This is a genomic window from Alteromonas sp. MTD1 (assembly GCF_042848195.1).
Taxonomy (GTDB): Bacteria; Pseudomonadota; Gammaproteobacteria; order Enterobacterales; family Alteromonadaceae; genus Alteromonas.
Genome location: NZ_BTGG01000005.1, coordinates 289,320 through 302,553, shown reverse-complemented (window position 1 = coordinate 302,553; position 13,234 = coordinate 289,320). Strand labels below are relative to the sequence as shown.

General features: G+C 44.3%; 14 protein-coding genes. 6 read left to right on the top strand and 8 right to left on the bottom strand.

Features of this window, described 5'->3' with window-relative positions:
- Positions 1-63 precede the first annotated feature (63 nt).
- From phhA to pspA, 4 genes are all read right to left on the bottom strand, one after another.
- Complete coding sequence (gene phhA / locus ACGHAV_RS08955) at positions 64-864, bottom strand: phenylalanine 4-monooxygenase (RefSeq protein ID WP_390379288.1); 801 nt, start codon at positions 862-864, stop codon at positions 64-66.
- Positions 865-1,054: 190 nt separating this feature from the next.
- A complete protein-coding gene (pspC, locus tag ACGHAV_RS08950; RefSeq protein WP_390379285.1) occupies positions 1,055-1,501 on the bottom strand; it encodes an envelope stress response membrane protein PspC in 447 nt (148 codons plus the stop codon).
- Positions 1,498-1,737 carry an envelope stress response membrane protein PspB gene (gene pspB, locus ACGHAV_RS08945; RefSeq protein ID WP_334012851.1) on the bottom strand — a complete coding sequence of 80 codons (240 nt, stop codon included), beginning with the start codon at positions 1,735-1,737 and terminating at the stop codon, positions 1,498-1,500. The genes pspC and pspB overlap by 4 nt, the downstream gene beginning before the upstream one ends.
- Before the next feature lie 75 nt (positions 1,738-1,812).
- Positions 1,813-2,496, bottom strand: coding sequence for a phage shock protein PspA (gene pspA / locus ACGHAV_RS08940; RefSeq protein WP_334012850.1), 684 nt, complete (start codon positions 2,494-2,496; stop codon positions 1,813-1,815).
- Between the two features lie 218 nt (positions 2,497-2,714).
- On the opposite strand from pspA, the gene pspF reads away from it, so the two are divergent.
- From pspF to ACGHAV_RS08910, 6 genes are read left to right on the top strand one after another with little or no spacing between them, the layout of a single operon-like run.
- Positions 2,715-3,851 (top strand): phage shock protein operon transcriptional activator, encoded by a 1,137-nt coding sequence (pspF, locus tag ACGHAV_RS08935; RefSeq protein ID WP_390379281.1) that lies wholly within the window; start codon positions 2,715-2,717, stop codon positions 3,849-3,851.
- Between the two features lie 3 nt (positions 3,852-3,854).
- Positions 3,855-5,597, top strand: coding sequence for an ABC transporter substrate-binding protein (locus tag ACGHAV_RS08930; RefSeq protein WP_390379277.1), 1,743 nt, complete (start codon positions 3,855-3,857; stop codon positions 5,595-5,597).
- On the top strand, positions 5,594-6,625 hold the full coding sequence (locus ACGHAV_RS08925; protein WP_390379274.1) for an ABC transporter permease subunit: 1,032 nt from the start codon (positions 5,594-5,596) through the stop codon (positions 6,623-6,625). Before ACGHAV_RS08930 ends, ACGHAV_RS08925 begins: the two co-directional genes overlap by 4 nt.
- Positions 6,612-7,505: an ABC transporter permease subunit gene (locus ACGHAV_RS08920; RefSeq protein ID WP_390379272.1), complete on the top strand. Its 894-nt coding sequence runs from the start codon at positions 6,612-6,614 to the stop codon at positions 7,503-7,505. Before ACGHAV_RS08925 ends, ACGHAV_RS08920 begins: the two co-directional genes overlap by 14 nt.
- Before the next feature lies 1 nt (position 7,506).
- Positions 7,507-8,502: an oligopeptide/dipeptide ABC transporter ATP-binding protein gene (locus tag ACGHAV_RS08915; protein WP_390379269.1), complete on the top strand. Its 996-nt coding sequence runs from the start codon at positions 7,507-7,509 to the stop codon at positions 8,500-8,502.
- A complete protein-coding gene (locus ACGHAV_RS08910; protein WP_334012843.1) occupies positions 8,502-9,305 on the top strand; it encodes an ATP-binding cassette domain-containing protein in 804 nt (267 codons plus the stop codon). Before ACGHAV_RS08915 ends, ACGHAV_RS08910 begins: the two co-directional genes overlap by 1 nt.
- A gap of 37 nt (positions 9,306-9,342) precedes the next feature.
- On the opposite strand, the gene ACGHAV_RS08905 is transcribed toward ACGHAV_RS08910, so the two are convergent.
- The 4 genes from ACGHAV_RS08905 to ACGHAV_RS08890 all read right to left on the bottom strand — a co-directional run bounded on the left by ACGHAV_RS08905 (position 9,343) and on the right by ACGHAV_RS08890 (position 13,208).
- A complete protein-coding gene (locus ACGHAV_RS08905) occupies positions 9,343-10,473 on the bottom strand; it encodes a sodium ion-translocating decarboxylase subunit beta (protein ID WP_390379265.1) in 1,131 nt (376 codons plus the stop codon).
- A gap of 3 nt (positions 10,474-10,476) precedes the next feature.
- A complete protein-coding gene (oadA, locus tag ACGHAV_RS08900) occupies positions 10,477-12,321 on the bottom strand; it encodes a sodium-extruding oxaloacetate decarboxylase subunit alpha (protein ID WP_390379262.1) in 1,845 nt (614 codons plus the stop codon).
- Positions 12,322-12,338: 17 nt separating this feature from the next.
- Positions 12,339-12,605, bottom strand: coding sequence for an OadG family protein (locus ACGHAV_RS08895; protein WP_390379259.1), 267 nt, complete (start codon positions 12,603-12,605; stop codon positions 12,339-12,341).
- A 126-nt stretch (positions 12,606-12,731) separates the two neighbouring features.
- Complete coding sequence (locus ACGHAV_RS08890; protein ID WP_390379256.1) at positions 12,732-13,208, bottom strand: acyl-CoA thioesterase; 477 nt, start codon at positions 13,206-13,208, stop codon at positions 12,732-12,734.
- Positions 13,209-13,234 lie beyond the last annotated feature (26 nt).

Sequence of the window (13,234 nt, the reverse complement as noted above, 5' to 3'; positions counted from 1 at the left end):
TAATACAAAGATGCCGCTTCAACGAGCGGCATCCTATAAAAAACACATTTAATTAACAAGTCTTTAGCTTGCCTTTTTTTCCTTAGGAGGGAAAAGTGGGGAAAACAACCCTAATGACTTCGCTTTTTCAACCAGCGCCATAATGTCCATTTCCGCAAGTTCGAATAAATGGTCAAACTCAGGGAGTATGTAATATAACGGCTGCATGATATCAATTCGATATGGCGTTCTAAGTGCATCTAATGCAGTTAAGGGGTTGCGAAGCGGTGTATCGCTATCCAATGCGTATATTGTTTCCCCTGGAGATGACAGAATGCCGCCGCCGTAGATTTTCAACTCGTCGTTTGCTCTTACTAAGCCAAACTCTACAGTAAACCAATAAAGTCGAGCTAAGTAGACGCGATCTTCTTTACTCGCCGCAAGCCCTAGCTTTCCGTAAGTATGTGTAAAGTGAGCGAACGCTGGATTAGTTAACAACGGACAATGCCCGAACACCTCGTGGAAGATATCAGGCTCTTGAAGATAATCGAACTCTTCACGCGTTCTGATAAAGGTAGCAACCGGAAACTGCTTATTCGCAAGTAAACGGAAAAACTCGCCAAAATTGATTAGGGCTGGCACTTCTGCCGTTTTCCAACCGGTTTTCTCCATCAACACTTTGTCGATATCTGGTAGCTGCGGAATTTTATCTTCGCTGAGCTTCAGCAAATCAAGGCCGTCCAGATATTGTTGGCAAGCACGCTCTTTCACTAGTGGGATTTGACGAGCATAGAGCTCAGACCAAATTTGGTTCTCTTCATCCGACCATGCAATATGACCGTTCTCGTCTGATTCTCTCGACTGATACTGTGTTGATTTTGGCATAACTTCAAAGACCAATAGTGTTAAAAACAACTTGCCTTTTAGTCTAATGAAATTCGTTGCGCCGGAAAGTAGTAGGACATTTGAAGTCCCACTTTTGAGTGTAACCAATATTTTACAACAACAAGCTAATGTATTGTAAAAAAACAAAAAACCGCTTATAAAAAGCGGCTTTTCATACTTCGTACATTGCTTAGAGACGACTAATTTCTTTATTTAATTGATACTCTCTAGACGTAACGTACGTTTCCATTTTACGTAAGCGTGTTTCAGCTTTGGCGAAACGGTTTTTTATATCGTGGAAAGCTTGCTTTGGCGGTTCGCCTGCTTGCCAAACCTTCGTTTTCACTTCTACCTTAGGGCTTTTAACTTGGCCTGCGTTAGGGTTTCTCCACCCTTTGCCTTTCGAGAAAACAGGCTCTGGCGCTTGTGTTTCTAAACCTTCAGGTTTTTTATCTAAAATAAACCAAGCCGCAACGTAAGCCACCAACACGAAAGGCCCAGCTAGTAAGAAGAAGCCAGTTACAACAAGAATTCGTACCAACCACGTCTCGAGCCCGAAATAGTCTGCAACACCTGCGCATACACCCGCTATACGCTTATTACTTGGGTCGCGGTAGAGCTGCTTTCCATTTCTCATGCTCTGTTCCTCCACTCAGGCGCCTCACTATCTAAAATGGCTTCTAGCGTTTCAATTCGCTCGCTCATCTTTTCAGCTTGCTCGGCTAGGACTTGAAGTTGAGCGTACTCTTCAGCACTAAGCCCTTGGTTGACTTGCTTTTTGCTGCGGTAATGCAAAATTAACCAGATTGGCGCCACAAAAATAGTGAACACAACCAGCGGCATTACCAACATTGCAATGATACCTTCATCCATCTCAAATTCTCCAACAAACCCTATCTGCGTCCGCTCTATTCGCTCTCACGTAATAAAGCGGCACCGTACTTATTATTATTCTGATTTTTCGGTGCTACTTTTTGCACCTTTAATTTTGGCTTTAAGCGCCGCTAATTCGTCATCGACTTTATCGCTAGCTTCTAATTCAGCAAACTCATCTTGCAACGTTTTCTTACCTAAGTCGTATGCTTCAACTTGGGATTCTAAATCGTCAATTTTGCGCTCGTACTGCTCGAAACGTCCCATAGCATTATCTACTTTAGTGCTATCAAGCGTCTTTTTCACCTCTAAACGAGAGCTCGCTGTTTTTTGGCGCATGATGATCGTTTTTTGACGGCTCTTAGCATCTGCAAGCTTTTCTTGAAGCTGTGCTATTTCATCTTGAAGTTTGCTAATTTGCTCATCAACAATAGCCAGCTCTTTGCTTAAGGCTTCTGCAGCCTCTGCCGATTTTTTCTTTTCCTGCAACGCTGCACGAGCAAGGTCTTCACGATCTTTGCTTAACGCAAGCTCCGCTTTCGCTTCCCAGTCTGACGCATCACTTTCGTATTTCGCAATCTGGTTAGCAATGTCTTTTTTGTTCGCAATAGTTTTTGCTGAAGCTGAACGCACTTCAACCAGCGTGTCTTCCATTTCCTGAATAATTAGTCGAACCATTTTTTCAGGATCTTCCGCTTTATCTAAAAGCGCATTTATATTTGAGTTCACAATATCAGTGAAACGCGAGAAGATACCCATAATAATTACCTCTTGTTCTTTAGCTAAGCTGTAATAACAACTTGTTTGATAAACACGGTTACTCTTGGCATAGACTATACAATATGCTTGCCACTTTTAATCATTGCGCAAGCAACTGCTTTTAAAGCATTTTTTTATAAAACAAATAATGCTCGTTTATCAAATTATTTTGCTCTACACTATTAATTGGTCGAAATGACTAACTTTTGAGGGATTTAATGAGTAGGTATCGACAGCAAGACAATTTGCTAGGACAAGCCAATAGTTTTTTGGAAGTGCTAGAGCAAATTTCACAGATAGCACCGCTAGATAAACCGGTTCTTGTTATTGGAGAACGAGGCACAGGTAAAGAGCTAATTGCAGCTCGCTTGCACTTTCTGTCTAAGCGATGGGATCAAAACTACGTAAAGTTAAACTGCGCGGCGCTGAGTGAAAGCTTGCTAGAGAGTGAACTGTTTGGTTATGAGGCTGGCGCCTTTACTGGCGCATCTAAACGCCGTGAAGGCCGTTTTGAAGTGGCGCACAACGGTACATTGTTCCTTGATGAGCTAGCCAACACATCAGGCCTTATTCAAGAAAAACTGCTTCGTGTCGTCGAATACGGTGAATTTGAGCGTGTTGGTGGCAGCAAATCAGTAAAAACTGATGTACGCCTTATAGCAGCAACAAATGAAGACTTACCTGCACTTGCTGACGCAGGTGAATTTCGCGCAGACTTACTCGACCGTTTAGCATTCGACGTTATTACTATTCCACCGCTTCGCGAACGACGTGAAGATATTATGATGCTTGCGGAAAACTTCGCGATTAATATGGCGCGGGAAATGGAAATGGAGCTGTTCAGCGGTTTCACTGAAAAAGCCAAAAGAACACTGTTAGATTATCACTGGCCCGGCAACATACGTGAACTTAAAAACGTGGTTGAAAGAGCGGTTTATCGCACGAACAACCCTCACCTTCCCGTGCATGAAATTGTGCTAGACCCATTTGAATCTGCTTATCGCCCTGTGGGTCGTGTAAAAACAAACGATAGAGTAAATACTGATAATGCTACCCCAACAGCATCAACGATACCATCTGCTTCCACGGCAATAAATGAAGCACAAGCACAAAACGACGCCCCTATTCCAGCATCAGTAACCTCGCCAGAGGTTGTAGAGTATCCCATAGACCTTAAAGATCGCTCTCAACAATACGAGATTGATATGATAAAGCAGGCACTTGCAGATAGTCAGTTTAATCAAAAAAAGACGGCAGAAAAATTAAGCCTGACCTACCATCAGCTAAGGGGTTACTTAAAAAAGTACAACTTGTTAGATTCATCTGCGGAAAACGCAGAGAAATTCGAGGCGTAAGGTATGTACATCGGTGTAGTAAAGCGTTTAACAGTAGCGTTATGCACGGCATTACTTATTGTGTCCTGTGCGAAACAAAATAAAAAAGCGTTTTACAATACAGGTATTATTTATTGCTCTGAGAGCAACCCTGTTACCTTTAACCCGCAGTTAGATACTTCCAGTACTACGTCGGATGCAACATCGCATCAGTTATACGATAGATTACTGGACTTTGACCCTGACTCGGGACGCATTGTACCCAGCCTAGCTAGTAGCTGGCTGGTAACCAACGATGGCTTAACATACGCATTTCAGTTACGCAGAGACGTTAAGTTTCACCAGACACACTATTTTACGCCCACCCGCAACTTTAACGCCGACGATGTTATTTTTAGTATTAACCGATGGCGCTTGCCCTCACACCCCTATCATTCGGTGTCTGGAGGCCGCTACCCTTATTTCGAAAGCTTAGGGCTTGCACAAAATATTGCATCGGTGGAGAGGGTTAATGGTTATCGCGTAGAGATCACACTGCATCGTCGAGATTCGTCGTTCCTTGCAAACCTTGCGACAGACTTTGCCGTTATTCTCTCACAAGAATATGCAACCACATTATTTGAGGCCGGCAGTCCAAGTAAGATAGACATTCTGCCTGTAGGCACTGGCCCGTTTAAATTTGAAAGCTACAGAAAAGATAGATTTATAAAGTACCTTCGCCATGAAGACTATTGGCGCAAGAGTGAATTAAGGGGTGACGACAACGTCGCATCATCCGCTGATGACTTTGACAACAGGTCGAATGTTGACGCAAATTGGCAAGATAACGTACAGTTAAATGGCAACATTAGTAATGATGATGTAGCGAACGTGCAGCAGTTGATATTCGACATAACCCCTAGAAGCTCATTACGCTTAGCCAAACTTATGACCGGGGAATGTGATGCAACGGCGTTTCCAGCGCAAACAGAACTTGAGGTAATTCGAGCACGAAACGACCTTACGCTTGCAGAGAAGCCTGGGTTGAACATTGGCTTTTGGGCCTTTAATACGCAGCGTCCCCCCTTCGACAACCCAGACGTAAGACGAGCTCTTGCCGCTGCAATTGACAAAAACACCTTATTGGAAGCCGTTTATTTTGATAGCGCAACGCGTGCCAAAACGTTGTTGCCTGCGGCTAGCTGGGCATTTCAAAATGATGCAGACGACACCGCATACAACCCTGTACTAGCAAGGCAACTTTTGGCCAATGCAGGAGTGAACGAAGGGTTCTCGATGACTATTTGGGCAATGCCTGTCGAGCGAGCTTATAACCCAAACGCAACTAAAATGGCAGAGCTGATTCAACGCTACCTGCAAGATGTGGGTATTGAAGCCACTATCGTAAGTTATGACTGGGCAACATTCAGAAGACATTTACAAGACGGGTTACACGACTCGGTGCTTATAGGCTGGTCGGCAGACAACGGGGACCCCGATAACTTCTACCGACCACTACTAAGCTGCGGTGCTATTCCCTCTGGTACAAACCGCGCTATGTGGTGTGATGAGGATTACGATAGCTTGCTAAATGCAGCGCTTCAAACAGAAGATATCGACGAACGAACTGCAATCTACCATCAAGTAAACCGGTTACTTTACGAGCGACTACCTTTGGTACCTATTGCACACGCTTACCGCTATCAAGCATATCGAGAAGAATTAAATGGCGTTGTTATCAATCCATTTGGTGGCGTTCGCTTCGGTGGAGTAGAGAAAACACTGTGATTCAAATTTTAACCCGATACTGCACCCTTCTTGTTTTAACGCTATTAGTACTAGCCATAATGTCATTTTCATTGGCCTATTTATTTCCAGGCGATACGCTTGAAAACCTAACCGGTCTGGTGCCTGAAAACGAAGCACAGCGAGAAGCACTTGAAAGACAGTTTAAGCTCGATAGTTCAGTGGTTCTTCAGTTTTTCTATTACTTGGGCAACTTGTTAGTTGGCGATTGGGGATACAGTTTCACATCGGGTCTTCCGCTTCTAGAAGAGGTTGGCATTGCATTGCCGGCCACGATAGAACTAGCCACCTACGCAATGCTAATGGCACTTTTTGTTGGTATTCCACTTGGTTATTACGCTGGTATTCGTTGCTACTCTACCACCGACCATATTCTTAACAGTGCTAGCATGACCACCTACTCGTTTCCTGTGTTTTGGTTTGCGTTGTTACTCATACTGGTTTTCAGTTTACAGCTTGATGCAGCGCCACTCTCTGGACGCATAAGCCTGCTTTACGATGTGCCTAGAGTAACTGGCTTTATACTGGTAGACGTGCTGTTGAGCGATTTAGACAATAAATCATTGGCGTTTAAAGATGCATTGTCGCACATTGCGTTACCTACGTTCGCCATTGGTGCCATTACTACAGCGTCTTTGATAAGAATAACGCGTCGTTCTGTTATTGATGTTAAACACCGGCCCTATATTGCAGCGGCGGTATCAAGAGGTCTGTCGAGCTGGCAAATTTTTACGCGGCACATTTTGCGAAATGCACTGCTACCTATCTTGCCTTTAATGGCAATTCAAATTACAACGCTTATTACTAATGCAATGATTGTTGAAACACTGTTTTCTTGGCCGGGAATTGGTAATTGGCTAATACAAGCCATCTATCAACGGGATTATCCCGCGCTACGTATTGGTATGATGGCAGTATCTACGTTAGTTATTACTTTAACCATTCTGGTAGATTTGTTTAACCGCATTATCGACCCTAGCAGAGAGAAGTACGAACATGCCGCAGTTTAGTTTGTACGAAGAAGAATTTCACCCATCGCCGTGGCAGCGCACTTGGGCTGCATTCCGATCCAGCCATATTGCGGTGGTGGGTCTTGTTATGTTGGGGTGCTTTGTATTTTTCGCATTATTTGCTCCTATTATCACCCCTTATGATGCAACAGAACAAAATATTGATGGCTTGCTCATTCCTCCTAGTTGGACGGCAAACGGCGTTATTTCCCATTTATTTGGTACGGATGCACTAGGAAGAGACCTGTTTACGCGCATTATCTATGGCTGCCGTATTACCCTAGGTACTGCTTTTATCACGGTTGTGCTTGCAATGCTTGTGGGCGTAAGCCTAGGTACATTTGCAGGTATGCTTCGAGGGGTACGCTCTAGTATCGCCAACCATTTGCTAGATGCATTGATGGCCATTCCTACTCTGCTGATCGCCATTATTATTGTTGCTATCTTAGGAGCAGGCCTTCTAAACAGCATGTGGGCTATTACGCTTGCGCTAATTCCACAATTTGTACATCACACTCGAAGCTTCGTTCGCGCTGAAATGAAAAAAGACTATATTGTTGCGTCCAAATTAGACGGTGCAAACCGATGGCAGCTATTCGTACATTCTATATTACCTAATATGATTGAGACTTTGGTTGTTCAAGGCACGTTAGCGCTTTCAATTGCTGTAATTGATATATCAGCGCTAGGCTTTTTGAACTTAGGGGCACAGTCACCGTTGCCAGAACTAGGTGTTATATTGGCTGATGGCCTTGATGCTGCCTATTTGGCACCGTGGAATGTTGCTGTGCCAGGTACTGCTATTTTCCTAATGGTGCTGTCGATAAATATCGTCGGTGACGGGCTACGTTCTGCACTACGAAAAAGAGTGAGCCATTAACATGCCGATGTTGGATATTAAAAACCTTACGTTAGAAATGAGTAGTGGCGACAACACCATTAAAGCGCTGGACAAAGTTAACTTATCGGTAAGCAGTGGCGAAATTCGCGCACTAGTTGGAGAGTCGGGTTCAGGAAAAAGCCTTATCGTGTCAGCAATTTGTGGCGCACTTCCTGGCCAATGGCACTTAACCGCCGACCGCATGAGCTGGAATGGCGAAAACTTGCTTGGCATGTCAGTCTATCAGCGTCGAGAAGTAATGCGAAGGGAAATAGCGGTGGTGTTTCAAAACCCACAGGCATCCCTAGACCCCTCAGCGACATTGGGTGAGCAGTTAGCAGAGAGTATTCCAGAAGAATTTGTTGAAGGTAGCTGGTTTTGGCAGCGTGCGCAGCACCGAAAGAAAATTGCAATCAGCACCGTTCACAAGGTGGGTATAAAGCACCACAAACACTATTTGAGCGCCTACCCGCATCAAATACCTGCTGATATTGGTCAGAAGTTTATGATTGCAATGGCATTAGTGTCACAGCCCAAATTGCTTATTGCAGACGACCCTACTCGTGGAATGGAGCCGACAACAAAAGCGCAAATATTGAAGTTGTTCACGCGTTTGAATCAAACTAAGTCATTGTCTATTTTGTTTGTTAGCCACGACTTACTTGCAATTGCCAGTATGGCCCATTCCATGACCGTACTGTACGCTGGACAAACGGTAGAGTCGGGCAAAATGAAACATATTAAAAAGCGCCCGCTGCACCCTTATACTCAAGCGTTGTTGGACAGTGCTCCAAGTTTTAGAAAAGACTTACCGCCTAAGTCCCATTTGCCAACGCTTGGTGGCTCAATACCCACGCTACAACATTTACCCATCGGCTGTCGATTGGGGCCTAGATGCCCAAGAGCTCAGCGGGCATGCGTTCAAACGCCAGCAGTTAGGCGTATCCATGACCATAGCTACAGTTGCCACTATCCTTTGCATGTGGAGAAGCAGTAATGGACATAATGCAAGTTAAACAACTGTCGTTTGTACACAACGAAAAAAAGCGTTGGTTAAAGCGGCCTGAGATTTTTCAACTTGGGCCAGTAGATTTAAGCGTAAAACGTGGCGAAACTATTGCTATTATTGGTGAAAACCGCTCAGGTAAATCACTGTTAGCCAAGCTGCTCGTTGGTGCAGTGCCCGCCGATGCCGGTGAGATAGAAATAAATGCCCATAAATATGTAGCAAAATACCAATCGAAAGATAGCCAGCAAAAGCGTACTCACGACATACGTATGATATTGCAGCACAGCAGTGAATCGATGAATCCAGCGGTACCTGTTGGCAAAATTCTAGATGAGCCATTAAGGCTAAACACAGACTTATCTGAAGCTGAACGAAAACCTATTATAGAGGATATGTTGGTAAAGGTTGGGCTTTTGCGCGAGCACTATTACTTCTACAGGCATATGCTGTCTGATGGACAACAACAGCGCGTTGCATTAGCTCGAGCCATTGTATTGAAGCCTAAAGTGCTCGTGGCCGACGAACCCTTTGCTGCGCTCGATCCGTCTATTCGCTCTCAAACGGTTAACCTAATATTAGAGCTGCAAAAGGAGCTGGGGTTAGCCTTCATTTTCATTAGTCACAACTTGGGGATTGTGCGCCACATTGCCGATAGGATTATTGTGATGGAGAACGGTGAAATTGTAGAAGAAGGTAAAACAGAAACCCTGTTTAGATGGCCGCAGCACAGCCGCACGAAAAAGCTTGTATCAGCCTATCAGTCGTTGGTTCCCCAACACACTATTCGCTAGACATGTTCGCCCAAACTACCTCACTTCACCTATCACATTAACCTACAAGAGCCAAAAGGATCCCCGCAGCTACAGCGCTACCTAAAACACCCGCAACGTTGGGGCCCATAGCATGCATTAAAAGAAAGTTGTGAGGGTTTGACTCAAGGCCAACCTTATTAACAACCCGAGCAGCCATAGGCACCGCAGAAACGCCTGCTGCACCAATTAATGGGTTAATGCTCCCGCCGGTCAGTCTACTCATAAGTTTAGCCATCAACACGCCTGCAGCCGTGCCAATAGCAAAGGCAATTGCACCTAGGCCTAAAATACCTAAGGTTTCAACGGTAAGAAATTGCTCGGCAGAAAGCTTAGAGCCTACAGCCAACCCTAAGAAGATGGTTACGGTATTGATTAGCTCGTTTTGTGCCGTTTTGCTTAGGCGGTCTACAACACCACACTCTTTCATTAAATTACCAAAACAAAACATACCAACAAGTGGTGTTGCAGCAGGAAGGAACAGAATTGTCATAAACAGTACGGCTAACGGGAATATAATTTTCTCACGCTGTGACACCGGACGCAGTTGCCCCATCTTTATTTCACGCTCTTCTTTCGAGGTTAGCGCCTTCATGATCGGGGGCTGTATGATGGGAACCAGCGCCATATAAGAATACGCCGCCACTGCGATAGCGCCTAACAAATCAGGTGCAAGTCTAGATGCCAAGAAAATAGCGGTTGGGCCATCTGCACCACCAATAATGGCAATTGCGCTGGCGTCTTTTAACGTAAATTCAAAGCCCGGAACCAAGTTAAGCGCAATGGCACCAAACAAAGTGGCGAATATACCAAACTGAGCAGCCGCTCCTAACAGCAACATTTTAGGGTTGGCAATAAGCGCACTGAAATCGGTCATGGCACCAACACCCATAAAAATGAGCAATGGAAAAACACCGGTATCGATGCCGATTTTATAGATGTAGTACAGCAAACCACCTGCTTCAGAAAACCCTGCAAGCGGAATGTTTGTCAATAAAGCACCAAAACCAATAGGTAACAGTAACAGTGGCTCAAACTTTTTCACTATGGCTAAGTACAAAAGGCCAAAGCCAACGGCCATCATAATTAACTGGCCAGATTCCAAATGGGCCAGCGCTGTGCTGTCCCATAACACCATTAACTTTTCCATGCACTACCCCAATGTAATAAGCGGCTGACCACTAGAAATCGCGTCACCCTCACTTACCATCACGGCGGATACCGTTCCATTAAATGCAGAACGAATTTCTGTTTCCATTTTCATGGCTTCTAAAATCATTACTACATCACCCTCTTGCACGTTATCACCTTGACGCACCATGACTTTAAATACATTACCTGCCAGCGGCGCATCAATGCTCTGCACTGATGAATTTGCCTGAGGGGCTTCTTCGTTTTGTGCAACACTTACTGCTGTATTATCAGCAGAAGCACCCGAGTTAGATACCGGTTTAACGCTCGTCAGCGTTCCTGAAGGTGCGACTTCAACGTGATAAAGCTTTCCATCTACATTCACGTCGTACGTTGCTGTGCCTGTTGCACTTTGCGTCTGAGCAGCGTGTTTGTTTGTCAAGGCTTGTGCATTAGTTTGTGCTTTCGCATCATCGTCGTTTCTGGGCGCAGGCTCAAATGCATCCGGATTGCCTCGATTCTCTAGAAACTTTAAGCCAATTTGAGGAAATAGCGCATAAGTCAGTACGTCATCAATTTTTTCATCGCACAGCACAATGCCTTTTTTGGCAGCCAACGCATCCAGATCTGCGCTAAGTGATTCAATTTCAGGTTTAATGTTGTCTGCCGGTCTGCATGTAATCGGCTCGCCACCGTCTAGTACGCGGTCTTGAAGTGCTTTGTTAACCGGAGCTGCAGTAGCGCCGTATTCGCCTTTTAAAACACCAGCGGTTTCTTTTGTAATGCTTTTATAGCGTTCGCCAGTAAGCACGTTAAGCACAGATTGCGTGCCTACAATTTGCGAAGTTGGTGTTACTAACGGAATAAAGCCTAAATCTTCCCTCACTCTCGGAATTTCTTTTAATACATCTTCAAATTTATCTTGTGCACCTTGCTCTTTAAGCTGGCTTTCCATGTTGGTAAGCATGCCTCCTGGCACTTGAGCAACGAGAATACGCGCATCTACCCCTTTCAAGCTACCTTCAAACTTACTGTATTTTTTTCGAACTCCACGGAAATAGCTCGCTATCTCTTCTAACTCAGTTAATGCTATACCCGTATCCCGCTGGGTACCTTCAACAATAGACACTATTGTTTCTGTTGCGGTATGGCCGTATGTCATGCTCATTGGAGAAATAGCCGTGTCTAGCATATCAATACCCGCATCAATGGCCTTTTGATAAGTGGCAGTACTTAACCCTGTTGTTGCGTGGCATTGCATTGCTATTGGCACGTTAACTGTTTCTTTTAAACCCGTGATAAGCGCCTCACAATCATAAGGCTTAAGTAAACCCGCCATATCTTTTATACAAATAGAATGAACACCCAGATCTTCTAATTGCTTTGCCATTTCAAGCCATAATTTCAAGTTATGGACAGGGCTTACCGTATAAGAGATGGTACCTTGGGCATGTGCACCTGTATCGATGGTTGCTTTAATGGCTGTTTTTAAATTTCGTACATCATTCATTGCATCGAAAATACGAAAAACATCTACGCCGTTATCGTGTGCACGTTCGACAAAGCGAGTTACGACATCGTCTGCATAGTGACGATACCCCAACAAGTTTTGTCCTCGCAGCAGCATTTGCTGCTTGGTATTGGGCATCGCAGCCTTTAGCTTTCTTATACGTTCCCACGGGTCTTCGCCAAGATAGCGAATACAGGCATCAAATGTTGCCCCGCCCCACGATTCAACTGACCAAAAGCCAGCTTTATCAAGTTGCTGCGCAATAGGCAGCATATCCTCAATTCGCAAACGGGTTGCTAATAACGATTGATGAGCGTCGCGCAGGACTAACTCGGTTAACGCTAGGGGCTTAGACATGTTTGCTCCAAGAGAAATTAAGACTTAGTTGAATTATGATGAGTATGGATGGCTGCAGATATTGCTGCAATAACTTTACCGTCAACACTTGACCGAGTGACTTGTGGCGTAGTTGTTGAGCTTGTTTTCACGTTTTCTACGTTACCGGGAAATATTTCGCAAAACCGTGCAATAAGGTGAATTCCAATAATAAGCAAACCAAGGAATGAAAATACAAACACCATTCCGATAAGCATAAGTGAACCGGCCTCTAAAAGTAAGCTAGTAACGGATTCTGGATGCATTTTAAGCCATGTTGTAAATTTAACCTTTAACTAGTATCACTACGTTTTTAATAAAAATCAAAAGCGAATTAATTTAGGCCGTAAGCAGCAAGCAAAGTAGTAACATGATGAGCGTAAGTAGCTTGCTTAATGCACCCCAATGTTATTAGTAAAATCGTTGTCGAGCTCTTTGGCAAAGTCTTTAGCATGCATCGCCACTAACTCGAGTTGCATATGTATTTCATCCTCGGGAACGTAAGAGGGCACGTTCTTCGGGTTTCCATCTTTATCGACTGCCATGAAAGTAATAAAACAACGATTAGACACGCTCATATTGTCATCTGTGGCGTCTCCTGCTTTTACGACAACATATATATGCATACTGGAGGCACCCGTGTGTACTAAACAAGCGTTGATTTCTACAAGTTGACCTACTTTTATTGGTTTTATAAAACGGATCCCATTTGCAGACACAGTGACACAATAACATTTTGACCACTGTGCGGCACAGGCATACGCGGCTTGATCTATCCATTTCATAACAATGCCGCCATGTACATTACCACCAAAATTGACGTCTGTAGGTTCAGCCAGAAATCGGAACGTGGTTATTGGATGCGTCATAACAAACCTCTCTTTGAATACAGCAG